This is a genomic window from Amycolatopsis sp. NPDC051106, from assembly GCF_040682775.1.
In the GTDB taxonomy this organism is placed as follows: Bacteria; Actinomycetota; Actinomycetes; order Mycobacteriales; family Pseudonocardiaceae; genus Amycolatopsis.
Genome location: NZ_JBFBBQ010000120.1, coordinates 1 through 24,024, shown reverse-complemented (window position 1 = coordinate 24,024; position 24,024 = coordinate 1). Strand labels below are relative to the sequence as shown.

24 protein-coding genes are annotated in these 24,024 nt (G+C 72.2%); 10 read left to right on the top strand and 14 right to left on the bottom strand.

Features of this window, described 5'->3' with window-relative positions; all coding sequences use genetic code 11:
- Nucleotides 1–101 precede the first annotated feature (101 nt).
- Entirely contained in the window at nucleotides 102–1,616 is a 1,515-nt protein-coding gene (locus tag AB0M83_RS44100) for a tannase/feruloyl esterase family alpha/beta hydrolase (RefSeq protein ID WP_364527202.1), read from the bottom strand.
- A 149-nt stretch (nucleotides 1,617–1,765) separates the two neighbouring features.
- On the opposite strand from AB0M83_RS44100, the gene AB0M83_RS44095 reads away from it, so the two are divergent.
- Nucleotides 1,766–4,468 (top strand): AAA family ATPase, encoded by a 2,703-nt coding sequence (locus AB0M83_RS44095; RefSeq protein WP_364527199.1) that lies wholly within the window; start codon nucleotides 1,766–1,768, stop codon nucleotides 4,466–4,468.
- Between the two features lie 92 nt (nucleotides 4,469–4,560).
- Complete coding sequence (locus tag AB0M83_RS44090; RefSeq protein ID WP_364527196.1) at nucleotides 4,561–5,598, top strand: alpha/beta hydrolase; 1,038 nt, start codon at nucleotides 4,561–4,563, stop codon at nucleotides 5,596–5,598.
- 70 nt (nucleotides 5,599–5,668) lie between these two features.
- Here AB0M83_RS44090 and AB0M83_RS44085 read toward each other — a convergent pair whose 3' ends face one another.
- From AB0M83_RS44085 to AB0M83_RS44065, 5 genes are all read right to left on the bottom strand, one after another.
- Complete coding sequence (locus tag AB0M83_RS44085; RefSeq protein ID WP_364527193.1) at nucleotides 5,669–7,261, bottom strand: ABC-F family ATP-binding cassette domain-containing protein; 1,593 nt, start codon at nucleotides 7,259–7,261, stop codon at nucleotides 5,669–5,671.
- 184 nt (nucleotides 7,262–7,445) lie between these two features.
- A complete protein-coding gene (locus AB0M83_RS44080) occupies nucleotides 7,446–7,826 on the bottom strand; it encodes a VOC family protein (protein WP_364527190.1) in 381 nt (126 codons plus the stop codon).
- A gap of 2 nt (nucleotides 7,827–7,828) precedes the next feature.
- The gene (locus AB0M83_RS44075; protein WP_364527187.1) at nucleotides 7,829–8,299 is read right to left on the bottom strand and encodes a DUF4383 domain-containing protein; all 471 of its coding nucleotides are present in this window, start codon (nucleotides 8,297–8,299) and stop codon (nucleotides 7,829–7,831) included.
- A gap of 92 nt (nucleotides 8,300–8,391) precedes the next feature.
- Complete coding sequence (locus AB0M83_RS44070; RefSeq protein WP_364527184.1) at nucleotides 8,392–8,661, bottom strand: hypothetical protein; 270 nt, start codon at nucleotides 8,659–8,661, stop codon at nucleotides 8,392–8,394.
- Nucleotides 8,662–8,960: 299 nt separating this feature from the next.
- The gene (locus AB0M83_RS44065; RefSeq protein ID WP_364527181.1) at nucleotides 8,961–9,920 is read right to left on the bottom strand and encodes a winged helix-turn-helix domain-containing protein; all 960 of its coding nucleotides are present in this window, start codon (nucleotides 9,918–9,920) and stop codon (nucleotides 8,961–8,963) included.
- 487 nt (nucleotides 9,921–10,407) lie between these two features.
- Between AB0M83_RS44065 and AB0M83_RS44060 the strand changes: the two genes are divergently transcribed.
- From AB0M83_RS44060 to AB0M83_RS44040, 5 genes are read left to right on the top strand one after another with little or no spacing between them, the layout of a single operon-like run.
- Nucleotides 10,408–12,633, top strand: coding sequence for an ATP-binding protein (locus AB0M83_RS44060; protein WP_364527178.1), 2,226 nt, complete (start codon nucleotides 10,408–10,410; stop codon nucleotides 12,631–12,633).
- A complete protein-coding gene (locus tag AB0M83_RS44055) occupies nucleotides 12,630–13,082 on the top strand; it encodes a roadblock/LC7 domain-containing protein (RefSeq protein ID WP_364527175.1) in 453 nt (150 codons plus the stop codon). Before AB0M83_RS44060 ends, AB0M83_RS44055 begins: the two co-directional genes overlap by 4 nt.
- The gene (locus tag AB0M83_RS44050) at nucleotides 13,079–13,456 is read left to right on the top strand and encodes a DUF742 domain-containing protein (protein ID WP_364527172.1); all 378 of its coding nucleotides are present in this window, start codon (nucleotides 13,079–13,081) and stop codon (nucleotides 13,454–13,456) included. Before AB0M83_RS44055 ends, AB0M83_RS44050 begins: the two co-directional genes overlap by 4 nt.
- The gene (locus tag AB0M83_RS44045) at nucleotides 13,437–14,024 is read left to right on the top strand and encodes an ATP/GTP-binding protein (RefSeq protein ID WP_364527169.1); all 588 of its coding nucleotides are present in this window, start codon (nucleotides 13,437–13,439) and stop codon (nucleotides 14,022–14,024) included. Before AB0M83_RS44050 ends, AB0M83_RS44045 begins: the two co-directional genes overlap by 20 nt.
- 19 nt (nucleotides 14,025–14,043) lie before the next feature.
- Nucleotides 14,044–14,802 (top strand): MHYT domain-containing protein, encoded by a 759-nt coding sequence (locus AB0M83_RS44040; RefSeq protein WP_364527166.1) that lies wholly within the window; start codon nucleotides 14,044–14,046, stop codon nucleotides 14,800–14,802.
- Between the two features lie 71 nt (nucleotides 14,803–14,873).
- On the opposite strand, the gene AB0M83_RS44035 is transcribed toward AB0M83_RS44040, so the two are convergent.
- Both AB0M83_RS44035 and AB0M83_RS44030 read right to left on the bottom strand, forming a co-directional pair.
- Nucleotides 14,874–15,491, bottom strand: a complete 618-nt coding sequence (locus tag AB0M83_RS44035) for a PaaI family thioesterase (protein WP_364527163.1) — start codon at nucleotides 15,489–15,491, stop codon at nucleotides 14,874–14,876.
- A 29-nt stretch (nucleotides 15,492–15,520) separates the two neighbouring features.
- The gene (locus AB0M83_RS44030; RefSeq protein ID WP_364527160.1) at nucleotides 15,521–16,282 is read right to left on the bottom strand and encodes an SDR family oxidoreductase; all 762 of its coding nucleotides are present in this window, start codon (nucleotides 16,280–16,282) and stop codon (nucleotides 15,521–15,523) included.
- A 66-nt stretch (nucleotides 16,283–16,348) separates the two neighbouring features.
- Here AB0M83_RS44030 and AB0M83_RS44025 point away from each other — a divergent pair, with 66 nt between their 5' ends.
- Together AB0M83_RS44025 and AB0M83_RS44020 are read left to right on the top strand one after the other, a co-directional pair.
- On the top strand, nucleotides 16,349–16,867 hold the full coding sequence (locus AB0M83_RS44025; protein ID WP_364527157.1) for a hypothetical protein: 519 nt from the start codon (nucleotides 16,349–16,351) through the stop codon (nucleotides 16,865–16,867).
- Nucleotides 16,868–16,905: 38 nt separating this feature from the next.
- Entirely contained in the window at nucleotides 16,906–17,448 is a 543-nt protein-coding gene (locus tag AB0M83_RS44020) for a ferritin (RefSeq protein WP_364527154.1), read from the top strand.
- A 102-nt stretch (nucleotides 17,449–17,550) separates the two neighbouring features.
- Here AB0M83_RS44020 and AB0M83_RS44015 read toward each other — a convergent pair whose 3' ends face one another.
- A complete protein-coding gene (locus tag AB0M83_RS44015) occupies nucleotides 17,551–17,814 on the bottom strand; it encodes a hypothetical protein (protein WP_364527151.1) in 264 nt (87 codons plus the stop codon).
- Between the two features lie 18 nt (nucleotides 17,815–17,832).
- On the opposite strand from AB0M83_RS44015, the gene AB0M83_RS44010 reads away from it, so the two are divergent.
- A complete protein-coding gene (locus AB0M83_RS44010) occupies nucleotides 17,833–18,303 on the top strand; it encodes a nitroreductase family deazaflavin-dependent oxidoreductase (RefSeq protein WP_364527148.1) in 471 nt (156 codons plus the stop codon).
- Nucleotides 18,304–18,355: 52 nt separating this feature from the next.
- Here the strand turns inward: AB0M83_RS44010 and AB0M83_RS44005 are convergent, their stop codons facing one another.
- The 5 genes from AB0M83_RS44005 to AB0M83_RS43985 are packed head-to-tail and all read right to left on the bottom strand — an operon-like array spanning nucleotide 18,356 to nucleotide 23,861.
- Nucleotides 18,356–20,473, bottom strand: coding sequence for an esterase (locus AB0M83_RS44005; protein ID WP_364527145.1), 2,118 nt, complete (start codon nucleotides 20,471–20,473; stop codon nucleotides 18,356–18,358).
- Entirely contained in the window at nucleotides 20,470–21,582 is a 1,113-nt protein-coding gene (locus tag AB0M83_RS44000) for an alpha/beta hydrolase (RefSeq protein ID WP_364527142.1), read from the bottom strand. Before AB0M83_RS44000 ends, AB0M83_RS44005 begins: the two co-directional genes overlap by 4 nt.
- Before the next feature lie 19 nt (nucleotides 21,583–21,601).
- Nucleotides 21,602–22,591, bottom strand: a complete 990-nt coding sequence (locus tag AB0M83_RS43995) for an ABC transporter permease subunit (RefSeq protein WP_364527139.1) — start codon at nucleotides 22,589–22,591, stop codon at nucleotides 21,602–21,604.
- Nucleotides 22,588–23,469: an ABC transporter ATP-binding protein gene (locus tag AB0M83_RS43990; protein ID WP_364527136.1), complete on the bottom strand. Its 882-nt coding sequence runs from the start codon at nucleotides 23,467–23,469 to the stop codon at nucleotides 22,588–22,590. The genes AB0M83_RS43995 and AB0M83_RS43990 overlap by 4 nt, the downstream gene beginning before the upstream one ends.
- Nucleotides 23,466–23,861, bottom strand: coding sequence for a GntR family transcriptional regulator (locus AB0M83_RS43985; RefSeq protein ID WP_364527133.1), 396 nt, complete (start codon nucleotides 23,859–23,861; stop codon nucleotides 23,466–23,468). Before AB0M83_RS43985 ends, AB0M83_RS43990 begins: the two co-directional genes overlap by 4 nt.
- Between the last annotated feature and the right edge of the window lie 163 nt (nucleotides 23,862–24,024).

Genomic DNA, 24,024 nt, shown 5'->3' with positions numbered 1-24,024 from the left:
TTTTCTGCGCCCCCCCTTTGGTGCGTGGGTTGGGCCCCCCCCCCCCCCGGGGGGGGGGGGGTCCCCCCCCCCCCCCCAACGCCACATTGGGGCGCTTGGGGTCAGCGGCAGCGGTAGCTCGACGCTGTCGCCGGGTCGCCGCCCGTGTAGCGCGAGACCGACGGGAGCGGGCACAGGTTCCGGGTCTTGCCGTCCGCGGACGCCGCCGTGAGCGTGGCCGGGGCCTTGCCGCGCTCCACCCAGTCGACCAGCTGCCCGAGCGCGTTCGTCGGCTCGGGGCCGCCGCCACCGAAGCAGTGCTCGACGCCCGGCGCCGGGAACAGTCGGTAGAAGTCGTTCACCCGCTGCGCGCCACCCATCGTCCGCTCGACCTGCTTGCGGTAGGACAGCGTGCCGCCCGGCGGGATCAGCTGGTCGTTCGCGCCCACGAACGTGATCAGCTTGCCGCCGGCGCGGCGGAACGCCGACAGGTCCGGGTCGGACGTGCCGATGACGGCGTCGTACTCCCGCACCGACTGGCGGAACAGGTCGGCGAACTGGCCGTACGTCAGCTTCGACGTGTCGAAGCCGGCCTGCTTCTCCAGGAACGACTGCACCCACTTGACGGCCACCGGGAAGCCCGGCGCGACCAGCGTCCCGTCGGGGCCGGGCGTCGTGCCGGCCAGCCACGTGAAGTCCGCGCCCTTGGGGAGCCCGGCCCACAGCCGGCGGCCGCGCTCGTCGGTCGGCCCGGCCCAGATCTTGCGCATGACCTCGGCGTCCGCCGCCGTCACGGTGAACTCCTGGCCCTCGCAGACCACCTTCGTGCCGACCAGGCTGCGCGGGTCGTAGCTGCACTCGTCCGGGCGGTCGACGATGCCGTTGGTGACGCCGTCACGCGCGTCGCACGCCTGGACCGCGGCCGTCCGGAACGCCGAAAGCACGCAGGTGCTGGGGAAGTCGTGGCTCTGGTTCATGACGATCTGCGGCCACAGCGTCGCGACGGCGAACTGCGTCCAGTCGACGGCCGGGGCGTTGGCCAGGACGCCGTCGAAGTCGTCCGGGTAGTGCTGGGCCTCGGAGTAACCCTGGCGGCCGCCGGTCGAGCAGCCCGTCCAGTACGAGTACGCCACCGGGCGGTGGTAGTACCGCTGCGTGACGGCCTTGCCGATCAGGGCCTCTTCGTGCACCGAACGGGTGGCGAAGTTGGTCAGGAGCGTCTGGTCGACGTCACCGTCGGCGGTCAGCGCCCACGACGTGTCGAGCCCGTCGAGGGACACGCCCGCGTCGGTCGTCACGCCGGTGTAGCCGTCTTTGACGGCCTGGGCGAGCCCGTCGAAGTTGCCGGCGGCGTAGGCGCTGCCGCCGAGAGCCTGGAGCCGCCCGGTCCAGCCGGTGTCGGGCAGGGCCACGGCGACCTTGACGTGGTCCTGGCCGGAGTGCGTCAGCGTCACGGTGAGCTGGCAGTACGCGGTTTTGTGTTCGGCCGTGACCGACTCGATCTTCGCGCCGGCCGGGGCGGGCACCGAGACGGCGGCACACGTCGGCGTCGCAGCCGAGGCGCTCGGTGCGAGCGGCACCAGGCCGGTCAGCAGGAGCGGCACGGCGGCCGCCAAGAATCGGGGAATGCGTCTCATCGGTTCCTCTGGTCGCTTTCGTCCGGTGTGGACAGGACGCTGCCGAGCATGGCGGCCGGCGTGCGGCGGCCGCGCCCGTCGGGTGACGCTGTCGATGTACGTCACTCGGCCGTGAGCTGCGGAAACCTGCGTTGGGTAAGGTCGGTTCCATGGCGTTGCACGGGCGGGAAGCCGAGCTGAAGGAGCTGGGCGAGCTCGTCGACGGTCCCGAAGACCGCAGCGGCGTCGTCCTGCGCGGCGAAGCCGGCATCGGGAAGTCGGCGCTGGTGGCCGAGACCGCGGCCGCGGCGTCGGTCGCCGGGCTGCGCGTGCTGCGGACGGCCGGGGCCGAGGCCGAGCGGAACCTCGCGTACGCCGGCCTGCACCGGCTGCTCCACCCCGTCCGGGCGGGGGTGGCGGAGCTGCCGGCGCCGCAGCGGGACGCGCTGCGCACGGCGTTGGGGCTGGCAGACGTCGGCGAGCCCAGCGCATACCTGGTGGGCCTGGCGGCGTTGACGTTGCTGGCCGAGGAGGCGGCCGCGAAGCCGCTGCTGCTGGTGGCGGAGGACGTGCACTGGCTCGACCGCGAGAGCGCGGACGTCCTGGCGTTCGTGGCGCGGCGGATCGAGACCGAGCCGATCGTCCTGGTGGCGACGCTCCGCGAGGGAACTCCTTCGCCGCTGCTGGACGCGGGACTGGCGCCGATGGTGCTCGACCGGCTGGGGGCGGACGAGGCCGCGGACCTGCTGGACGCGGTCGCGCCGCACCTCGCCCCGGCGGTCCGGACCCGGCTGCTGACCGAGGCGGCGGGGCACCCGCTGGCGTTGACGGAGCTGCCGCTGGGGCTGGCGGACTTCGACGGGCTCGACCCGGTGCTGCCGCTGACGGAAAGGCTGGAGCGCACCTTCACGGCCCGAGTGACGGGGTTGCCGGCGGCGACGCGGATGGCACTGCTGGTGGCGGCGTTGAACGAGACGACCGCGCTGGCGGAGACGTTGGTGGCAACGGCTTGGGTTCTGCGGACGGACACCGTCGAGCCGGAAATCTTCACCCCCGCCGTCGAAGCTCGGCTGGTCGAACTCTCCGCCGGTGCCGTCACCTTCCGGCACCCCCTCATGCGCTCCGCCATCCCCGCCGCCGCCACGCCCGCCGAGCGGCGGCGGGCCCACCTCGCCCTCGTCGAAGCCCTTCGCGACCAGCCCGATCGGCGCGCCTGGCACCAGGCCGCCGCGACCGCCGGGCCCGATGAGATCGTCGCCGGGGAACTCGATCGCGCCGCCGAACGGGCCCGGTACCGGGGTGGGGCCGGGGCCGCCATCGCCGCTCTCGAACAGGCCGCGCGGCTCAGCGAACAGCCTGGCCACCGGACCGAGCGACTTCTGAAGGCCGCCGAGCTGGCCGTCGAGTCCGGGCGGCGCGAGACCGCCGAACGCCTGGTGCGCGCCGCCAACCCCGTCGGCAAGCAGCACCGGGCCACCGCGAGCCGGCTGCTCAGCGAGTTCGAAGACGGTGTCCGGGAAGATCCCGCCCGGGTGGCCGAACTCGCCGTCACCGCCGAGGCTGTGGCCGCCGAGGGGGAAACCGCCGCCGCCCTGCGGATCCTCTGGAGCGCCGCCATGCGGTGCTTCTGGACCGAGCCCGGCGGTGCCGCCCGGAAAGCCCTGCTCGACGTCGCCGACCGGCTGCCCGTCGCCGACGACGATCCGCGCGTCGTGGCCGTCACCGCCTATGTCGCGCCGTTCGAGCGCGGCGACCTCGTCCTACGCCGGCTCAAGAAGCTCGCCGGCGAGACCGGCGCCGACCCCGAAGTCGACCGGTACCTGGGCAGCGCCGCCCTGCAGGTCGGCGCCTTCGACCTCGCCGCGCGGTTCTCCGCGGCCGCCGCGCCGGGGCTGCGGGCCCAGGGCCGGCTCGGGCTGCTGCCACGGGCGCTGGCCGTTCAGGCGTGGAGCCGCGTCCGGCTCGGCGACCTCGCCGCGGCCGTGCCGGTCGCCGCCGAAGCCGCCCGGTTCGCCCGGGAGACCGGCCAGCCGTTCATGTACGGCCTGGCCACCGCCGTCCAGGCCGAGATCGCCGCCCTGCGCGGCGACCACAAGCAGGCGAGGTCCCTCGCCGCCGAGGCCGAACGCGCCGGGCTCGCCGCGGGCGCCCGGCCGGTGCTCGCCACCGTCCAGCTCACCCGCGGGCTCGCCAACCTGAGCGAAGGCCGCTTCGACGACGCCTTCGCCGACCTGCGCCGCCTGCTCGACCCGGCCGACCCCGCCTACCAGCTGGCCCTGCGCGCCTACTGCGTCGCCGAGCTCACCGAGGCCGCGGTGCGCTGCGGGCAGACCGACGCGCTGCGCGACATCCTCGCCGAGCTGGAGCCACTGGCGAAGCGCACGCCGTCGCCCGCCCTGCACCTCGGGCTGCGGTACGCGCGAGCCGTGCTCGACCCGTGTGACGAGCGGTTCGCCGAAGCGCTGCGGGCCGACCTGACCGGCTGGCCCGCCGAACGCGGCCGCGTCCACCTGGCCTTCGGCGAGTGGCTGCGGCGGCAGCGGCGCGTCGTCGAGTCCCGGACGCACCTGCGCACCGCCCGCGAAACCTTCGACGCCCTGGGCATGACGGCCTGGGCCGAGCGGGCGCGGGCCGAGCTGCGCGGCGCCGGCGAGTCGAGCCCGAACCGCGGTCCGGACGCGCGGGAGAAGCTGACCCCGCACGAGCTGAGCATCGCCCAGCTGGCCGCCGACGGGCTGACGAACCGCGAGATCGGGCAGCGGCTGTACCTTTCGCACCGGACCGTCGGCACGCACCTGCACCGGATCTTCCCCAAGCTGGGCGTGAGCTCCCGCGCCGACCTCGCCGGGACGCTGAAGACCCTCGAAGGGTGACGTACACCGGCTGCGTCACCTGACGGGCGCGAAGGTCACCGGACCGGCTCTAACGTCGTGAAAGTCCCACGGTCTTTCGCACAGGAGTCACGATGATCAGCAGGAGAAGGTTCGGGCAGGCGTTCGCGGCCGGACTGGCGGCGACCTCCTTGGCGGCCTGCTCGTCGAACGCCGCCCCCGCCGCGGCCCCCTCGGCGTCCCCGGCCCCCGACCTGCGGGCCGGCTCCGGCGAGCACACCTCGCTCGGTGAGGTCAAGCACGCCGACGCCGGGGTGCTGAACATGGCGTACTACGAATCCGGGCCGGCGACCGGGCAGCCGGTCGTGCTGCTGCACGGCTGGCCGTACGACCCGTACAGCTACGCCGACGTCGCGCCGATCCTGGCCGCGGCCGGCCACCGGGTGATCATCCCGTTTCTGCGCGGCTACGGCCCGACGACGTTCAAGTCGGCGCAGACCGTCCGCAACGGGCAGCAGGCGGCGGTCGCGCTCGACGTCGTCGCGCTGATGGACGCGCTCAAGATCGACAAGGCCGTCCTCGGCGGCTACGACTGGGGCGCGCGGACGGTCGACATCATCGCGGCGCTCTTCCCGGAACGCTGCGCGGCCGTCGTCGCGGTGAGCGGGTACATCGTCACGAACCTGGCGGCGAACCAGAAACCCCTGTCCCCGCAGGCGGAACTCGGCTGGTGGTACCAGTACTACTTCGCGACCGAGCGCGGCCGCGCCGGCTACGCGGCCAACCGCCACGAGTTCAACAAGCTGATCTGGAAGACGGCCTCCCCGGCGTGGCACTTCGACGACGCGACCTACGACCGCAGCGCGGCGGCGTTCGACAACCCCGACCACGTCGACATCGTCGTCCACAACTACCGCTGGCGCCTGAGCCTCGCGCCGGGCGAGCCGCAGTACGAGGCGTACGAACGGAAACTCGCGACGGGCCCGGCGATCACCGTCCCGGCGATCACGATCGCCAGCGACTTCGACGGCGCGGCCAAGGACGGCCAGGCCTACCGCGCGAAGTACACGGGCAAGTACGAACACCGGATCCTCGACGGCATCGGGCACAACGTCCCGCAGGAAGCCCCGCGCCCGTTCGCCCAGGCGATCCTCGACGTCGCCCGCGGGTAAGCCGTGAGTGTCGCATTGAGGGACTCAGAGTCCCTCAATGCGACATTCACGGCTTTGGGATCAGGCGACGTCACCCGTGTACGTCGCCGTTCTCCAGTCGCAGCCACCGGTCGATCCCGATGCGGTCGAGGAACCGTTCGTCGTGGCTCACGACGACGAACGCGCCGCGGAACGCCGTCAGGGCGCTCTCCAGCTGGCCCGTGCTGACCAGGTCGAGGTTGTTCGTCGGCTCGTCGAGCAGCAGCAGCTGCGGGGCCGGTTCGGCGAACAGGACGCAGGCCAGCGTGGCACGCAGCCGCTCGCCGCCCGAGAGGACGCCGACCGGCAGGTGCACCCGTGAGCCGCGGAACAGGAAGCGGGCCAGCAGGTTCATCCGCTGCGCCGGCGGCACCGCGGGGGCGGCCGCGGCCAGGTTCTCGGCGACCGTGCGGTCGTCGTCGAGGAGGTCGAGCCGCTGGGAGAGGAACGCGATCCGGCCGTCCGCCCGCGACACCGAACCGGCGTCCGGGGCGAGGTCGCCGTGGATCAGCCGCAGCAGTGTGGACTTCCCGGCGCCGTTGGGGCCGGTGAGCGCGATCCGCTCCGGCCCGCGGATCGCCAGGTCGACGCCGTTCGGGAACAGCCCGCGCGCCCGCAGGCCCTCGCCGAGGAAGAGCGTGCGGCCTGCCGGGACCGCGGTCTGGGGTAGCTCCAGGCTGATCTTCTGCTCGTCGCGCCGCGCGCGTTCGGCCTGGTCGAGCTTGGCCTTGGCCGCGCCGACGCGGGCGGCGTGGGTGCCGTCCGCCTTGCCGGCTGATTCCTGGGCGTTGCGTTTCATGGTGCCGGCGAAGATCTTGGGCAGTCCGGCGTTGCCGAGATTGCGTGACGCCGTGCTCGCGCGGCGGGCGGCGCGTTCGCGGGCTTGCTGCATCTCCCGCTTTTCGCGCTTGACTTCCTGTTCGGCGTTGCGGACGTTCTTCTCGGCGACCTCCCGCGCGGCTTGGACAGCCTCTTCATACGACGTGAAGTTCCCGCCGTGGAACCGGATCTCGCCGCGGTCGAGTTCGGCGATGCGGTCCATCCGGTCGAGCAGCGCGCGGTCGTGGCTGACCACGACCAGGCAGCCGGACCAGTCGTCGAGCACGGTGTACAGCCGGTGGCGGGCGTCGAGGTCGAGGTTGTTGGTCGGTTCGTCGAGCAGCAGGACGTCCGGTCGTGTGAGCAGCTGCGCGGCGAGTCCAAGCGAGACGATCTGTCCGCCGGACAGCGTGCTCAGCGAGCGGTCGAGTGTGACGTCGAGGCCGAGCCGGTCGAGCTGGGCGCGCGTGCGTTCCTCGATGTCCCAGTCGGTGCCGATGGTGGTGAAGTGCGCTTCGGCGGCATCACCGGACTCGACGGCCGCGATGGCGTCCAGGATCGGTGCGACGCCGAGGACTTCGGCGACGGACGGCTCCCCGCTCAACGGCAGGTCCTGGGGCAGGTAGCCGAGGACGCCGTCGGTGGTGATGCTGCCGGACGACGGCTTCAGCGTGCCGGCGATGAGCTTCAGCAGGGTGGTCTTGCCGGAGCCGTTGGGGGCGACGAGGCCGGTGCGGCCGCCGGGGAAGGTGGCGGAGAGGTGGTCGAAGACAGGGGTGTCGTCGGGCCAGGAGAAGGACAGGCCGGACAGCACGATTTCGGACATGGTGAAGACCTCGAAGTGGTGCGAAGCGAAAGGGGGACGTCGAAAGCGGCCCGCGCCGGCAGTGCCGGGGGCCTGCACACTCCGGAGCTATCCGGAGATGTCGACGTCACCTGCCACGATGGTCTCCTCCACAAGGATCTTCACTTCGACGATAGCACCCAGGGCGATCCACCCGCGAGCAGTCCTATGTGGATGGTGCCTTGCTCAGGTCCACCACGCAGAAGCGGTTGCCGTCCGGGTCGGCGAGGACGACGAAGTCCGGCTGGGCGGGGTAGTGGTCCCAGTCGACTTCGGTGGCGCCCAGGCCGACGAGCCGGGCGACCTCGGCCTCCTGCTCCGCCGTCGTGTCGACGAGCAGGTCGAGGTGCACGCGGGGGTACGGCTCGACCGGCGACTCGCTGTACATGAGCCCGAGCGCGTGCCCGGCGCCGTCGGCGTGCTGCAGCGTGCGCCACCGCTCACTGGCCCACTCCTCGGCGACTACGAGGTGCAGCGCCGCCGACCAGAAGTCGGCGGCGCGCGCGACGTCGGCGACGCCGATCACCGGAAACCCGAGGCGGAGCACGCTCAGTGCCCCTGGATCTCCGGCTCGGGGTACTGGCCCCGGGCGCGGTCGACCGCCGTCGTCGCGATGGCCGCCGCGATCATCGCGACGCCGAGGGCCAGGTGCAGCCAGTCGTCGGCGTTGTCGACCGGGATGAAGTTGGCCGGGCTGTCGTGGTCCATCGCCAGGCCGAACACCCACAGCAGCACGTAGACGCCGCCGCCGATCATCAGGAACGCCCGCGAACCGCCGTTCCCGCGTGAAGCGATGAGACCGAGCACCCCGAACACCAGGTGGACCAGGTTGTGCAGCACCGACACCGTGAACACGCCGAACAGGCGCGCCCCCGATTCGTGGCCGGCGAAGTGCAGGTCCGCGTACCCCGCGGTGATCCCGGGCACGAACCCCAGCACCCCCACCACCAGGAACGCCACCCCGAACACCAGGGCCGCGGTCCGCGCCGCGCTTCGCCGTGAACGGACTTCCGTCGTCATGACACCTCCGCATGTCCCGAGCCGCTCGGCTACCCGGCCCGGGCGCGGACAAACCGGTCACGATCCGGGCGGGGACCACGGCCGGGACGCGCTCAGGCGAGTTCGGCCGAAACGACCGACGGCAGCTCGCGCAGCGCGTCGAGCAGGGGTTCGGTGTCCTCGGCGGCCAGCAGGACGGCGCAGACCATGCTGCTCTCGCGGACGCCGTCCTTGATGTCGACGGACAGCTCGTGGACGAGGTGGCCGCCCAGCGCGCGGACGAGGGCCGGGATCTCGTCCGCGCCGCCGACGAAGTACGTGGCGATGCGGCGGCGCAGCAGCATCGCCGAGCGGGCCGCGGGAAGGGCGAAAGAAGTGGACATGGCTGATCTCCCGATGAGAAGAAGGTACGAGATCGGGGCCAGGTCCCGAGAAGACGCGATCGACGACGCTGCGCGCCGGCGACCTGGGTTCAGCCGGCGCGCCGGGTTACGAGTCGCGAGGACGTCATGAGGCGCTGCACGGCGACAGGCTAACACGCGCGCCGCTCACCAGGACCGCCACCCGATCGGGGAGGCCAGCTGACCAGGGCGCGGGTAGCGCACCCGGTCCGGAACGCAGTGAATGACTCATTCCTGGCGTCCGACGCAGTGAATGGGTCATTCACTGCGCCGCGCCCGGGTCAGCTGGCCCGGATGACGCCCAGCCCCAGCGGGGTGATCTCGTGGATCTGCGACTTCCCCGACCGCGCGCTGGTGATCAGCCCGCTGGCCCGCAGCACCGACGCGTGCTGGCTGGCCGTCGCCAGGGAGACGCCCGTCAGCCCGGCCAGCTCGCTCGTGTTGCAGCTCGTGATCGCGACCGTCACCAGCACCCGCGCCCTGGTCTGGCCGAGCAGCGCCGCCAGCGACGGGCCGGGCTCCGCGTCGCTGTCGAAGCGCGTGTGGCCGATCGAGTAGACCAGCGCCGGCGGCCGGGCCGGGTCCTTGTACGTCGTCGGCATGCCGTGTGCGAAGAACGCCGGGATCAGGCGGAGGCCGCGGCCGGCCAGGTGCAGCTCCTGCTCGATCGGGAAGCGCACCCGCAGCACCGGCGGTGCCCACGTGACGTCCGGGTGGACCGTCGAGAGCAGCAGCTGCGGCCCGCCGCGGTCCAGGCTCGCCTGCAGCCGGCGGCGGTCGCGGGCGACCGCGCGGCGGACCGCCGTCCAGTCCGGGGCCACGCACCGGCGGTAGTAGTCGTGCAGGGCGGTGCCGAGCCGGTGCAGCTCACGGGTCTCGCCGCCGGCCAGCCGGTGCAGCCACGGCGCGACGCGGGTGCCCTGCGCCGCCAGCTCGCCGATGTCGGCGGCCAGGGCCGCCGGGGGTGTCTCGAGCACCGCCGAGATGCCGTCACCGATCGTGGCGTGCCCGGCCGGGGTGAGGAAGTCCGGGCAGTACCCGTACGGCGGCACGGCGGACATCACCAGCCGCCCGGACTCGGGCACCGCGGAGCGTGACCCCTTGCGCCACCGGCCGAAGAACGGCTCCCCCTCCGGACGCCGGATCCGGTAGCTGCTCATGAGCAGCTCCCACATCGGGTCGGCGTCCTCGGCGATGGTCACCTTCGCCAGGTCCGCGTCCGTAAAGTGAATCTTGAGCATCGACGTACCGCCCTTTCCCCGGGGAGGATAGCCGCAGGTGACGCGCGGTTTCGCGGTTGTGTGACCGAGGACGTTTCGACCAGGTGTGAAACCACCTCGGGCCGGTTGACGCCGCTCGGGCGCGACTGGCACCTTCAGGCCCGCACGGCCGCCGACGATGTCGCGTGCCGGGTGCGGACCGGCTGGGGGTCGGTCCGGCCACCAACCCCCCTGACCGTCCGAAGTAGACGGCTGTCGGGCGGCGTGGACGGAAATTCACGGACTCCACGGGGAATCCGGGTGGCTCGCTCACCTTCCGCTCACCCTCCGCGAGGGCGGAATGCCGGTCCGTCGAAGCTCACCCTGTGTAGCTGGTGCGTACGGGGGAAACGTCGGGCGTTCCTTGACAGCACCGAGGCTTCCCGGGTTATGTCTCCGGTCTGAATTCCGTGGAAAACATCGCGGAAATCGTTCTCGGGCCACCGGTACGAATCGAGCCACGCCACCGATGAAAGAAGACGAACCGCTTCGCCGTCGTTCCAGCACGTCGTGGAATCCCGGCAGCTGGCGGCTGCGCACCAAGATCTCCGTCGTGTTGTTGCTGCCCGTCCTGGTCGCGCTGCTGCTGGCCGGCGGGCGCGTGCAGGCCGAGCTCGACCAAGCGGGCGCGCTCAGCGGGGTGCGCGACCAAATGCCGGTCGTGCAAGGGATCGCCGAGCTCACCGGGCTCGTCGACGACGAAATGATCCACGACGGCGGGGCCGCGCAGACCGCCGCGGTCGACGCGAAAGCCGCCGTCATCCGCCACGACGCCGAATTCGCGCAGCTGGGACCGGAGCTTTCCCGGACGCTGGAAGATCAATTGGGAAAATTGGCCGGCCTGCGCCAGCAGGACGGTTCCGCCGGCGCCAAGACCCCCGCTTACCACGACTTCGTCGTCTCGCTGAGTGAAGTGATCCCCCGGATCGTCGCCCAAGCCGGAAATGCCGATCTCGACGCCTCGGCCGATATCACGAAAGCATTGACGCAGCTGAGGGCGACGCTCGCCGGGCAGGAGGTCCCGGACGGGCGGCCGGCGGACGCGCTCGCCGCCACCGTCGCCGAGGAGTCGGTGCTGACCGGGCAGATCCGCCGCGCCCTGCCCACCGGTGCGGTGGCCGCGCGGTTCGCCGCCGCCACCATCCCCGGCGCCGGCGGGCCCACGGCCAAGCGCGCGGCGCTGGGCATCATCCTGGCCGACCAGGTGAAAACGCTTTCGGACGCGGTCGGGGCGCGGACCAACGTCACCCGGTCCGACGCGCTGCGCGACGCCGCGCTGGTGCTCGCGTCGCTGCTCGGCGCTCTCGCCATCGCGCTCGCCGTGGCCCGCTCGGTGGTCGCCCCGATCCGGCGGCTGCACGCGGCCGCGGTCGACACCGCGCGCCGCCGGCTGCCCGCCACCATCGAGCGGATCCGGGAGGGCGACGACGTCGACTGGCAGGCGACCGAGCGGCTCCCCGTCGACTCCGAGGAGGAGATCGGCCAGCTGGCCCGCGCCTTCGACGACATGCACCGGCAGGCGGTGCGGCTGGCCGTCGGCGAGCAGGCCGAGATGCGCATCCAGGTCAGTGAGATGTTCATGACGCTGTCGCGGCGCAGCCAGTCGCTGGTGGAGCTGCAGCTGTCGGTGATCGAGGACCTCGAAGCCGACGAGCAGGACCCGCAGCGGCTGGCCGAGCTCTTCCAGATCGACCACATCGCCACCCGGCTGCGGCGCAACGGCGAAAACCTGCAGGTCCTCGCGGGCGGGCGGCCGGTGCGCCGCGACATCGGGCCGGTCGCGACGGTCGAGCTGCTGCGGGCCGCGACGTCGGAAGTCAAGGACTACCAGCGCGTCACGCTCGGCAACGCGCCCCGCGGGTCGGTGCAGTCCGAGGCCGCCGCCGACGTCGTGCACATCCTCGCCGAGCTGCTGGAGAACGCGATCCGGTCGTCCCCGCCGGACCAGCAGGTCGTGCTCACCGCCGACCGCGGCTTCGACGGCGGGGTGCTGATCGAGGTCGTGGACGCCGGCCTCGGCATGACCCGCGAGGACCTCGAAGCGGCGAACGCCCGGCTCGCCGCCGGCGCCTCGGTGAGCCCGGAGACCACCCGCCGGATGGGCCTGTTCGTGGTGAGCAGGCTCGCCGCCTCGCACGGGATCACCGTCCGGCTGCGGTCCACGAGCACGCGGACCGCGAGCGCCGGCATCACCGCCAGCGTGCACGTCCCCGGCGTGCTGATCACGGTGGACCTGCCCGTACGGCCCGGGGTGCCGGGGCTGCCCGAGCAGGCCGGCAACGGCGTCGCCCGGCCCGAGCCGGAACCCCGGTGGCCCGTCGAAGAGCCCGCCGCCGTCGTGGCGCCCCCGCCGATGCCGACGCCGATCTTCGACCAGATGCTGTCGCACTGGTTCGCCGACGACCGCGCGAAACCGGCGCGGCCCGGCGAGTGGGCGACCCCCGCCGACGACGTCCGGCAGGCCGCCGAAGCGGCGGTCGGCACGCTGGACGACCCCGAGTTCACCGAGTCGGGCCTGCCGACCCGGCAGCCCGGCGCGCAGCTCGCCCCGGGCTCGGTCGCCCCGCGCCAGCCGCAGCCGCCCGACTCGTCGTTCCGGGACCCGGCGGCGGTGCGCAACAACCTTTCCCGGCACTACAGCGGCATGCGCGCGGCCCGCCACCGGGTCGCGATCGACCCGAAGGGCCCGTCATGAGCACGAGCACGCGGCAGGAAGGAGCAGATGTGGTCGACCAGTCCCGGAACTGGCTGGTGTCGGCGTTCACGCAGGAGGTCCCCGGAGTCGCGCACGCCGCGCTCGTCTCGGCGGACGGCCTGCTCGTGGCGGCCAACGACTCGATGCCGCGCGACCGGGCGGACCAGCTCTCGGCGATCGCGTCCGGCCTCGCGAGCCTCGCGCTCGGCACGGCCGACCTGTTCACCGCGGGCCGGGTGGTGCAGTCGGTCATCGAGATGGAGCAGGGCTTCCTGCTGCTGATGAACGTCGGCGACGGCTCGAACCTGGTGGTGCTGGCCAATCCCGGCTGCGACATCGGCCTGGTCGGCTACGAGATGACGCTGCTCGTCGACCGGGTCGGGAAGAGGGTCGAGACACCGGTGCGGCCCGGTCTCGAAGCACCGGCCGCTCCGGGGGCGAGCAGGTGACGGAAGGCCGGCGACGCGAGGGCGGGCGGCACGCGGCTTCGCTGGCCCGCCCGTACGCGTGGACCGCCGGTCGCACCCGGCCGAGGGTCGACCTGGCGGTGGAAGCCCTGGTCGAGACGACGGCGGACGGGCGGACGGCTCGCTTCAGCCCGACCGACCCGCTGGCCGCGGTGACCCAGCTGTGCCTGCACCAGCGCTCGGTGGCGGAGGTCGCGGTGCACCTGGGCGTGCCGCTGGGCGTGGCCCGGGTGCTCATCGGCGACCTGCTGGTCGCCGGCCGGGTGTCGATCCGCGACACGCTCACCGCGGACGCCTCCTTCGACGAACGCAACGACCTGCTCGAAAGGGTCCTCAGTGGACTACGTGCACTCTGACAAGCGGATCACCTCGGCCAAGATCGTGGTCGCCGGGGGGTTCGGGGCCGGCAAGACGACCTTCGTCGGCGCCGTCTCGGAGATCGACCCGCTGCGCACCGAAGCGGTGATGACGGCCGCGGCCGCCGACGTCGACCGGACCGAAGCGGTGCCGGGCAAGGTCGCCACGACGGTGGCGATGGACTTCGGCCGGCTCACCCTGGCCGACGACCTGATCCTCTACGTGTTCGGGACGCCGGGCCAGCACCGGTTCTGGTTCATGTGGGACGACCTCGTGTGCGGCGCGGTGGCGGCGATCGTCCTGGTCGACACGCGCCGGCTGGCGGACTGCTTCGCGTCGATCGACTTCTTCGAGTCGCGCGGGCTGCCGTTCCTGGTGGCCGTCAACCAGTTCCAGGACACCCGCCAGCACCCGCCGGAGCAGGTGCGCGAAGCCCTCAAGATCCCGGCCGAGGTCCAGGTGGTCACCTGCGACGCGCGGTCGCCGGAGTCGACGAAAGAGATCCTCATCGCCGCGGCGGAGTACGCGCTCGCAGCGCTGCACGCCCCGCGCCGGCAGCAAGCCTGACAGGAGCACGGAAATGCACATGGACCACGACGACTTCGCGATGGGCCACTGGCTCGTCGTGCTCGCGTACCTGACTTCGGTGGTGGGGTGCGCGCTCGGGCTCGCCTGCACGCTGCAGGCGCGGACCACGGACAACGCGCGGACCCGGCTGACCTGGCTCGCGCTCGCGGCGGTGTCGATCGGCGGGGTCGGCATCTGGGTCATGCACTTCATCGCGATGCTCGGCTTCTCGACGCCCGGGCTGCCGGTGCGGTACGACATCGTGCGCACGGCGCTTTCGGCGCTGCTGTCGGTGTCGGCGGTGTTCTGCGGCCTGCTGGTGTTCGGCGTCCGCAACCGGTTCGCCTGGAAGCGGCTGCTGCTCGGCGGCCTGCTGACCGGGCTCGCCGTGAACGTCATGCACTACACCGGGATGTGGGCGGTCCGGATCAAGGGGACGATCAGCTACGACCCGACGCTGGTCGCGCTGTCCGTGGTGATCGCGGTCGTCGCGGCGACGGCGGCGCTGTGGTTCACCGTCGGGCTGGACAAGCTCCTGCCCCGCCTGGTGGCGGGCCTGGTGATGGCGGCGGCGGTGACCGGGATGCACTACACGGGCATGGCGGCGGTCCGCCTCCAGCTCGACCCGGCGGCGCCGGACCCGGTCGGCACGGAGGTGTTCTCGTTCCTGTTCCCGGTGTTCGTGCTGGCGGCGCTGGCGATGGCGGTGCCGATCTGCGCGGTCCTGATGGCTTCGTCGAGCTCGGACGCGCCCCGCCACACGACGCTCGTCCCGTGAGGTGATGCAGTGAATGACTCATTCCTGGCGCCGGACGCAAGGAATGAGTCATTCACTGCACCGGCGACCGGTCAGTCCGAAGTGGACACCGGGAACCGGTCCGCGCTGAAGTGCACCAGAATCGCCTTCGCGCTGGCGCAAACCTCGTCACCTGCGCGCAGGGTCCCGGTCGCGTGCAGCTTGCGGCCGTCGCGGCGCTCGAGCCGGCCCTCCGCGACGAGCGGCACCGCGTACGGCGTGCCGCGGTGGTAGTCGATCGTCAGGGACGCCGTCATGCCGGGGTAGCCGGCCGCCGCGGTCGCGCGGCCCAGGACGTGGTCCAGGACCGCCGCCACCCAGCCGCCGTGGACGCGTCCCGGCGGTCCTTCGTGCGCCGCGCCGAGGAGAACCTCGGCCCGGACCTCCGCGGGCCCGATGTGCGTCCAGGACAACGGTGGTGCCAACGGGTTCCCGGGTCCTTCGAGGGGGTTGTTGACGCTGAGGTGGCCGCCGCCCTCGAGGGCGGCGAGCAGCAGCGGTGGCGAGCCGCCGGTCGCGCGCAGGGCGGCGGTGACCGCCTCGACCCGGCTCGCGGCGGCGGCGAGGTCGGCGTCGTCGCCCGCGCACACGGAAGCGTCGATCAGCTCGCGGATCCGGGATCCGAGCAGGGCGCGCCCGGGCGGCACGCCGTCGACGATCGGGAAGGTCATCGCGCCCCCAAACTAGAACGTGTTCCACGCTACCAGGTCGGGCGGGCCGTCACCCCGCCGTCGACGACGAGGTCGTGCCCGGTGATCCAGGAGGCCAGCGGGGACGCCAGGAAGACGCACGCGTTGCCGACGTCGGCCGGGGTGCCCAGCCGGCCCAGCGGGGCGGCGCGGTGCCACCGCTCGACGCCTTCGGGCCAGTCCCGGTCCAGGCCCGGACGTGAGATCAGGCCGGGGGACACCGTGTTGACGCGGATCCCGAGCGGCCCGTACTCCAGCGCGGCGCCGCGCGCGTGCATGACCAGGGCCGCCTTGGCCGCGCTGTAGTGGGCGTGCCCGGACGCGGGCTGCCGGGCTTCGATCGACGCGATGTGGGTGACGCTGCCGCCCTCGCCCAGCAGCCGCGCGGCCGCCTGCGTGCAGGAGAACGCGCTGGTCAGGGTGCTGTCGAGCATCGCCTGCCAGCGCTGCGCCGTCAGATCCGCGAGGGGCTCGACCGGTTGGACGCCGGCGTTGTTCACGAGCGCGTCGAGCCGCCCGCCCCAGTCCGCGACGGCGGCCAGCAGCGCGTGGCAGGCGTCGTCGTCGGTCAGCTCCGCGGTGAACGCGCGGGCCCGCCCGCCCGCGGCCTCGATCGCCGCGACGACGTCGTCGCCCGCGCCGGGACGCCGGTGGTGCACGGCCACCGCGCTGCCCGCTTCGGCGAACCGCAGCGCGATGCCGCGGCCGAGAGTGCCGCTCGCGCCGGTGACGCAGGTGACGCTGCCGGAGAGGTCGGGGAGGTGGCTCGGCACGCGCCGATCGTAGCCCGGGTGCGCCCGGCGGGCGTTTTTCCCGGATTTCGCGGGTATCGTGCCCGCATGATCTCGCCGGTGCGGTCCGCACTCACCCTCGTCTCACCGGCGCCCTGGTGGGGCCTTCCGGTGATCGCCGGGGCCTTCCTGCTCACGGGCGCGCTGCTCGCGTTCCTCGCGATCGCGTTGAGCGACCGCCGGAAGCTGAACCGGGAAGACCGCCGCCGGTGGGACCGGGAGATCCGCGACACCTACCTCGAGATCACCCGGCAGCTCGCCCGGATCACCGCCTTCCGGTACCAGGCGCTCACCGACGAGGACGACCGCCGCCTGCGGTACCAGGCCGGCGCCGACGCGCTCGCGGGCATGCGGGAACAGGTCGCGATGCTGGAGGTGATCGGGACGCCGGCGCTGATCTCCCGGGCGCACGAGCTGGAGGACCGCAGCGGCGCGGTCGTTTCGCTGTGGCACGAGCTGATCAACCCCGGAAAACCCGAGTACCGGGCCTTGAACACGGCCCGGAACGAGTTCCTGGACGCGGTGAAGGACAGCATCCGGGTGGAGCAGTACCAGCCCCGGCCGTGACGCGGCAGCCGTCGGCCCGGCGCCGTACCTTGTGGGGCATGGCCGACACCGAGCGTTCGAAGTTCGCCGAGCTCCTGCAGGAGCAGATCCGGCACGAGTTCACCGCCGCGCAGCAGTACGTCGCCCTCGCCGTCTGGTTCGACGGGCGCGACCTGCCGAGGCTGGCGAAACGCTTCTACCGGCAGTCGATCGAGGAGCGCAACCACGCGCTGGCGATGGTGCGGTACCTGCTCGACCGCGGCCAGCCGGTGGCGATCCCGGGCAGCGGCGACGTCCGGAACGACTTTTCGAGCGCGCACGAGGCGATCGAGCTGGCGCTGGAGCAGGAACGGGCCGTGACCGCGGACATCGAGGCGATGGCCAAGGCCGCGCGGCTGGCGGAGGACTACCTCGGCGAGCAGTTCGTGGCCTGGTTCCTCAAGGAGCAGGTGGAGGAGGTGGCCCGGATGTCCACGCTGCTCACGGTCGTCGAGCGCGCCGCCGACAACCTCTTCGAGGTCGAGAACCACCTGTACCGCGAGGCGGCCGCGGAGACCGGGGACGCGCCGGACATGCCGCCGGTCGCCGGCGGCAAGCTCTGAGGAGCTACGGTGCCGATCGTTGCCGATCCGACCACAGTCACGGCCGAACGACTTCCGTAGCTACGGTTGCGTGCCGCTCGGGGGCGGCCTGCTTTGGTCGGCTCAGCTACATCGCGCGGCGGTCAGCCACATCGCGAGCCAGAGCGTCTGGCTCAGCACCACGGCGAGCAGGCCGAGCCGGGCGATGCGCTTGCGCCGCTCGACCAGGCCCGCGACGAGCACGAAGAGCCCGAGCAGGAGCGCGGTCAGGGCGGCGAACACCGCGGTGCCCGCGCCCGCGGCGACGACCACCGAGGCGGCGCGGGCGACCTTCCGGCCGGCGGGAGGTTCGGCGACGGTGGTGGGCGGCGGGGCAGGAAGCCCCATCCCGAAGGAGGTCCGGTCATGACGGCGGTGCGGCCCGGGCGGGTCATGCGAGCGGTCTTCCGCGCGCCGGTGCGCGTGTACGACCGCGGCTTCGGGTGGGTGTTCGGCCGGCGGTTCCTCTGCCTGACGCACGTCGGCCGCCGGTCGGGGCGGACGTACCGCACGGTCCTGGAGGTGGTCGGTGCCGAGGCCGGCGAGTACTTCGTGGTGGCCGGGCTGGGCGCGGGCGCGGACTGGTACCGCAACGTCCGCGCGCGGCCGCCGGTCGAGGTGGTGGTGGGCCGGCGCCGGTTCGTGCCCGGGCACCGGGTGCTGGACGAGAACGAGGCGGTCGCGGTGCTCGCCGCGTACGAGCACCGCAACCGCTGGGTGGCGCCGATCCTGCGGCGGGTGCTGAGCAAGCTGCTGGGCTGGCGGTACGACGGAAGCGACGCCGCTCGGCGGCGGATGGCCGGGCAGCTGCCGATCGTGGGATTGCGCGAAGGCTGATCGAAGCCGGCGGAAGCGGCACACCCCCACGAGGTGCCGCTTCCGCCGATTTTCAGTGGCAGAACGAGACTTCCGGATACGCCGGCGAGTCGAGCACCGGCCGTGCCTCGCCCCGCAGGTGACGATCGAAGAACGCGTTCACGTACGCCCGCGTGATCTCGTGGGTGCGCAGGGCCGTGGTCGTCGTGCCGACGTCGACGCCCAGCTGGTCACCGAACAGGCCGATGTCGGTGAACGACGCGTGTTTCGTCCCCGCCACCTCGATCCAGCGCCGCCACCCCGCCAGCTGCGCCCAGTCCCGCTCCCACGGCACGTTCGGTGCGCAGGCGGTGGCCGCGAGCTGGTGGCTCAGGAACATGAACGGCCGCGAAAGCGGGGCGGTGAGCGGGACCTGCGTGGTGCCGTCGATGTCGATCCCGGCCTTGACCCGCGGGTCCGCGACCATCGTGGGCAGCGTGCTCGCCCCGCCGGCCGAGTGCCCGGCCATGCCGATCCGGGACGCGTCGATCAGCGACGCCCACTTCGAGTGCGTCAGCGAGTCCAGCACGAACGACACATCGGCCGCCCGGCCCAGCTCCAGCTTCGTCCAGAACGCGGGATCGTGCGGTACTTCGCACGACGCGCACCCCGCGAACCGCCCGTCGGGGAAGCTCGTGCCGGTGTTCTCGTACGTGTGGCCGACGAGCGCGACGGCGTACCCGTGGCTCGCCAGGTCCTCGGCCGGCGCGCTGAGCGTGGCGCGAGGTTTCGTGTAGCCGGGCGAAAGCACCACCAGGGGCAGGTGGGAACCGGCCGGCCGGGCGTCGGCCACCGAGTTGGTCACCAGCCTGGTGAGCAGGTCCGGCGGCACGTCCAGGCCACTGCCGGACAGCAGCGCCGCCGACTCGGCCGCGGTCAGGTACCGCGTCTTCGGCCCGTGCGAAGGAACTGCCGGGTAGAACAGCGACACCATCAGCTCCCGGTAGGGCACCGACGGCACCCACGGGTCCGGCCGCGAGGTGTCCTTCAGGTACACCTGCGTGCTGCCGACCGGCCGGTTCCCGGTCGGCGCGGGCAGGTAGGGCGTCGACGTCATGGCGAAACCGACCTCCGGGTAGCGCGGCGACGGCTGGTCGAGCAGCGGCTGGGCCCGGCCCGCCAGGTGCTGGTCGAAGAACGCCCGGACGTAGGCCGCCGTGATGGCCTGCCCGCGCGCCGCCGGCGTCGTCGCGCCGAAGTCGAGGCCGAGCTGCTCACCGACCAAACCTATGTCGGTGAACGACGGGTGCGCCATGCCCGCGACGACCAGCCAGCGCTTCCACCCCTTCAAGTGCGCCCAGTCCCGTTGCCAGGTCCCGGATTCGGCGCCCGTGCCGGGCGTGTACGTGTTCGCCCGGCCCAGGAACAGGAACGGCCGGTCGAGCCCCGGCGCGAGCAGTGGGTCGTCCGTCGTGCCGTCGATGTCGATCCCCGCCTTGATCCGCGGGTCCGCGACCATCGTGGGCAGCGTGCTCGCCCCGCCGACCGAGTGCCCGGCCATGCCGATCCGGGACGCGTCGATCAGCGACGCCCACTTCGAGTGCGTCAGCGAGTCCAGTACGAACGACACGTCCGCCGCGCGGCCGCGTTCCAGCTTTCGCCAGAACGCCTCGTCGTAGTTGCCGCACGCCGCACAGCCGGTGACGCGCCCGTCCGGGAACGTCGTGGCGACGTTTTCGTAGGTGTGGTCGACCACGACGACCGCGGTGCCGTGGCTCGCCAGGTCTTCGGCCAGCGACGTCAGCTCGGCGCGCGGCCGCTTGAACCCGGGCGACAGCACGACCAGCGGCAGGCGGTGCCCGGCCGGCCGCGGGTCGACCACGGCGTCGGTGTGCACGGTCGTCATGACCGAGGCGGGAATGCCGGTGATGCCGGCCTCGTCGAAGACGGCCTGCGCTTCGGCCTCGGTCATGAACTGCTTCCGCGGCCCCTGCGCGGAATCCGCCGGGTAGAACAGTGACACCATCAGCTCGCGGTAGGGCACCGTCGCGACCCACGGATCCGGCCGCGAGGTGTCCTTCAGATACAGCGAGGTGGTGCCCACCGGCTGCGCGCCGGTCGGCCGGGCCAGCGACAGCGCCGGAGACGCCGAGGCGGGCGCGGCCGAGCCGAGCGCGAGCGCGGCGACGGTCAGCAGGATCGTCTTCTTCATCCGATGAACGTCACTTCCGGGTAGGCGGGCGATGGCGCGGCCAGCAGCGGTTGCGGACGGCAGCGCAGGTTCTCATCGAAGAAAGCGCTTACGTAGTTCCGCGTGATGGTCAGCGCCCGGTACGCGTCGATCGACGCGCCGATGTCGACCCCCAGCTGGGCTGCGAGCACGCCGAGGTCGGTGAACGAGCTGTGCGCCGTGCCGGACACCATGAGCCAGCGCTTCCACCCGGTGAGGTGCGTCCAGTCGGTCTCCCAGTCGTCGTACGGGCCCGGCTCGCCCGGCGTGTACTCGTCCATGCTGCCCAGGAACAGGAACGGCCTCGGCAGCCCGGACGCCGGGAGCGGGACGTGGATGCTCCCGTCGATGTCGGCACCGGCGCGGATGCGGGGGTCGGCCAGCATCGCCTGCGTCGTGCTCGCGCCGCCCGCGGAGTGCCCGGTCATGCCGATGCGCCGCGGGTCGATCAGGGCGCCCCACTTCTTCGAGCGCAGCAGCTCGTCGAGCACGAACGACGTGTCCTTCGTCCGCACCTGCGCGAACTTCTCCCAGAACCCGGGCTGGTCGTCGACTTCGCAGGCGGCGCAGCCGGTGACGTGGCCGTCGGGGAACGTGGTGGCTCGGTTCTCGTAGGTGTGGTCGATGGCCGCGACGGCGTAGCCGCGGCTGGCGAGGTCTTCGGCCAGCGCGGTGAGCGTGGCCCGCGGTTGCGTCCAGCCCGGCGACAGCACGATCAGCGGCAGGCCGTGCCACCGCCCGGCCGGTTTCGCGTCGGTGACGGCGTTCGTCCGGACGGTGCTCAGGACGTCCAGGGGCAGCCCGGGGATGTTCTGCCGTTCGAGGTTGCGCTCGGACTCGAGCGGGGTCATGTACTGCTTCTTGGGCCCGTTCGCCGAGGTCGCCGGGTAGAAGACGGAGACCATCAGCTCCCGGTAGGGCACGGCCGGCACCCAGGGATCAGGCCGCGACCTGTCCACAAGGGACAGTGTGCTGACGCCGACGGGCTCGTGGCCGGTCGGGCGGGGCAGGTAAGGCGTCGTGGCCGCCGAAGCGACCGGCGACGCGGACAACGTGAGTGTCAAAGCGGTGGCTACCGCGAGAGTGCGCATGATTCCCCCAGGAACCGGATCAGGAAAGGTGGCGGACGCGACGGAAGCAGAACCAGGTGAGCAGGGCGGTCATCGCGAGGAACAGCGCGAGTTCGAGCCACTGCAGCGGCCAGAACCGCGAGCCGGGCTGGTAGGTCAGGCGCTGCTGGTAGCCGTGCGGGCCCAGCTGCGCCATGCACGCTTCGAGGCTGCCGTGCGACGGCGGGCCCGCGTCCCGGCCCGGCCGCGGAACGCAGGTCTGCACGAAGTCCGGCAGTGGCGAGACGGCCTTCCCGGCCGGGTCGACGGTTTCGTTCGCCAGCACCCACGCGCCGGGCGGGTTCCGCACCCCGATCTCCAGGATGTCGCCGGTCTCGTCGCCGGTGATGTTCGTGATGTCCTCGCCGACGATCGCGACCGTCATCGTCTGCGGCGGCAGCAGGTACGGCCGCACGAAGTTCGGCACCACGAGCAACACGGCGGCGATGACGACGAGCGTGACGGCCATGGCGGCCACGGTCCGCTTCAGCACCATCCCGACCGCGACGCCGAGCGCGAGCGCGAAGGCCGCGTAGCCGATCGGGACGATGCCGCGCGCGCCGAACACCACCGGCATGATGCGCGAGAGCATCCCGCGATCGGTCTGCGTCGCCGCGAGCGCGTCGATCGGGCTCGCCCACCACGACACCGCCCAGCCGAGCAGGCCGGCCGCGACCATCGCGGCCAGGAGACCGAGCCCCAGCTTGGTGACGAGCCACCGCTTGCGCGTGACCGTCTGGTTCCACACCAGGCTGTGCGTACCGCTCTCCAGCTCGCGCGTGATCATCGGCACGCCCCAGAAGACGCCGATCACCGCGGGCAGCAGGTAGAGCACCAGGATCGTGCCGCCGAAGAGGACGTCCTGGTCGGAAAAGTTCGTGCGCCCGACCAGCTCCGGTCCGGTGATCGCGAGCACGACGCCGATCACGATCAGCGCGGCGAACACGGACAGCGCGGGAATGCGGAACTGGCGCCAGGTCAACCAGGTCATCGGAGGACCTCCAGGGCGGGACGGGCGGCGGCGGGGTTGCTCATGTACTCGAGGACGAGGTCCTCGAGGCCGATCTGCGCGACCGTCCACGCGGGATCGAGGATCGGCGCCTCGGTGCGGACGAGCACGGTGGTCTGGCGATCGGTGTGCTTCGCGGAGATGACGTGCTGGTCCGACGGCAGCGTCTCGACGTCGCGGCGCGGCCCGGAAAGCCGGTGGTGCGAGGCCAGCAGCTCGTCGACGTCGCCGATCACCCGGACCTCGGACGCCACCAGCACGACGAGGTGGTCGCAGACGCGTTCGAGGTCGTTGACCAGGTGCGAGGACATCACGACGGACAGCCCGTGCTCGGCGACCGACTCCATCAGGTCCTGCAGGAACTCCCGGCGCGCCAACGGGTCCAGCGCGGCGACCGGTTCGTCGAGCAGCAGCAGTTCGGGGCGCTTGGCGATGCCGAGGGTGAGCGCGAGCTGCGCGCGCTGGCCACCGGACAGCTTGCCGGCGGGCTGCTTCGGGTCGAGCCCGAGCCGTTCGACCCGCTTGGTGGCGAGCGAGTCGTCCCAGCGCGGGTTGAGGTGCGCGCCGAGCCGCAGGTGCTCTTCGATGGTCAGCCCGGTGTAGACGGGCGTGCTCTGGGCGACGTAGCCGACCTTCGCCAGCTGCTCCGGGCCGCTGCCGGGGGTGCCGCCGCAGACCTCGATCGTGCCGGTGGTCGGCTCCAGCATGCCGGAGGCGATGTTGAGCAGGGTGGACTTGCCGGCGCCGTTGGGGCCGACGAGCCCGGTCACGTGGCCGGCCTCGATCTCGAGCGTGCAGCCGGTCAGCGCCCACTTGCGCTTGTACTTCTTGCCCAGTCCCTGGGCACGCAGGACGGTCACGCTATGTCCTCTCTGGCGGAGTCGCGAAACGTGGACATCAGCAGGGCCTCGATGCTCTCTTCGTCGAGGCCGGCCTGGCGGGCCTTCCCCAGCCAGCGGCGCAGGTCCTGCCGCAGCGGCCCGAGGACGGCGAAGGAAGCCCCGCCGTTCAGCGTCGCGGTCACGAAGGTGCCGACGCCGGGCCGCGCCGAGACGAGGCCGTCGTGCTCCAGTTCGCGGTAGGCCTTGAGCACGGTGTTCGGGTTGATCGCGAGGTCGGCGACCACGTCCTTGACCTTGGGGAGCTGGTCCCCCTTGTCGAGCATGCCCAGCCGCAGCGCGTGCCGCACCTGCTGGACCAGCTGCTGGTACGGCGATAGCCCCGAACGGGCGTCGAGGTGGAACTCGATCATCGGCAACTCCATTTAACTAGGTGCCTAGCACTATAGCTAAGGAGTGGAAGTCGGCGCCAGGGGTTCCTCCGGTCTTGCTTCCGCCGCTGCGAGGTCGCTCGCTGGGCCGCGGTCCGAACGTCTTGAATGACTCATTCATGTCGTCCGACGACATGAATGAGTC

Bases quoted from the DNA above. Each gene is read 5' to 3' on its own strand.
- AB0M83_RS44100 (WP_364527202.1), bottom strand. From the start codon at position 1,616: ATGAGACGCATTCCCCGATTCTTGGCGGCCGCCGTGCCGCTCCTGCTG.
- AB0M83_RS44095 (WP_364527199.1), top strand. From the start codon at position 1,766: ATGGCGTTGCACGGGCGGGAAGCCGAGCTGAAGGAGCTGGGCGAGCTC.
- AB0M83_RS44090 (WP_364527196.1), top strand. From the start codon at position 4,561: ATGATCAGCAGGAGAAGGTTCGGGCAGGCGTTCGCGGCCGGACTGGCG.
- AB0M83_RS44085 (WP_364527193.1), bottom strand. From the start codon at position 7,261: ATGTCCGAAATCGTGCTGTCCGGCCTGTCCTTCTCCTGGCCCGACGAC.
- AB0M83_RS44075 (WP_364527187.1), bottom strand. From the start codon at position 8,299: ATGACGACGGAAGTCCGTTCACGGCGAAGCGCGGCGCGGACCGCGGCC.
- AB0M83_RS44070 (WP_364527184.1), bottom strand. From the start codon at position 8,661: ATGTCCACTTCTTTCGCCCTTCCCGCGGCCCGCTCGGCGATGCTGCTG.
- AB0M83_RS44065 (WP_364527181.1), bottom strand. From the start codon at position 9,920: ATGCTCAAGATTCACTTTACGGACGCGGACCTGGCGAAGGTGACCATC.
- AB0M83_RS44060 (WP_364527178.1), top strand. From the start codon at position 10,408: ATGAAAGAAGACGAACCGCTTCGCCGTCGTTCCAGCACGTCGTGGAAT.
- AB0M83_RS44055 (WP_364527175.1), top strand. From the start codon at position 12,630: ATGAGCACGAGCACGCGGCAGGAAGGAGCAGATGTGGTCGACCAGTCC.
- AB0M83_RS44040 (WP_364527166.1), top strand. From the start codon at position 14,044: ATGGACCACGACGACTTCGCGATGGGCCACTGGCTCGTCGTGCTCGCG.
- AB0M83_RS44035 (WP_364527163.1), bottom strand. From the start codon at position 15,491: ATGACCTTCCCGATCGTCGACGGCGTGCCGCCCGGGCGCGCCCTGCTC.
- AB0M83_RS44025 (WP_364527157.1), top strand. From the start codon at position 16,349: ATGATCTCGCCGGTGCGGTCCGCACTCACCCTCGTCTCACCGGCGCCC.
- AB0M83_RS44020 (WP_364527154.1), top strand. From the start codon at position 16,906: ATGGCCGACACCGAGCGTTCGAAGTTCGCCGAGCTCCTGCAGGAGCAG.
- AB0M83_RS44015 (WP_364527151.1), bottom strand. From the start codon at position 17,814: ATGGGGCTTCCTGCCCCGCCGCCCACCACCGTCGCCGAACCTCCCGCC.
- AB0M83_RS44010 (WP_364527148.1), top strand. From the start codon at position 17,833: ATGACGGCGGTGCGGCCCGGGCGGGTCATGCGAGCGGTCTTCCGCGCG.
- AB0M83_RS44005 (WP_364527145.1), bottom strand. From the start codon at position 20,473: ATGAAGAAGACGATCCTGCTGACCGTCGCCGCGCTCGCGCTCGGCTCG.
- AB0M83_RS44000 (WP_364527142.1), bottom strand. From the start codon at position 21,582: ATGCGCACTCTCGCGGTAGCCACCGCTTTGACACTCACGTTGTCCGCG.
- AB0M83_RS43995 (WP_364527139.1), bottom strand. From the start codon at position 22,591: ATGACCTGGTTGACCTGGCGCCAGTTCCGCATTCCCGCGCTGTCCGTG.
- AB0M83_RS43985 (WP_364527133.1), bottom strand. From the start codon at position 23,861: ATGATCGAGTTCCACCTCGACGCCCGTTCGGGGCTATCGCCGTACCAG.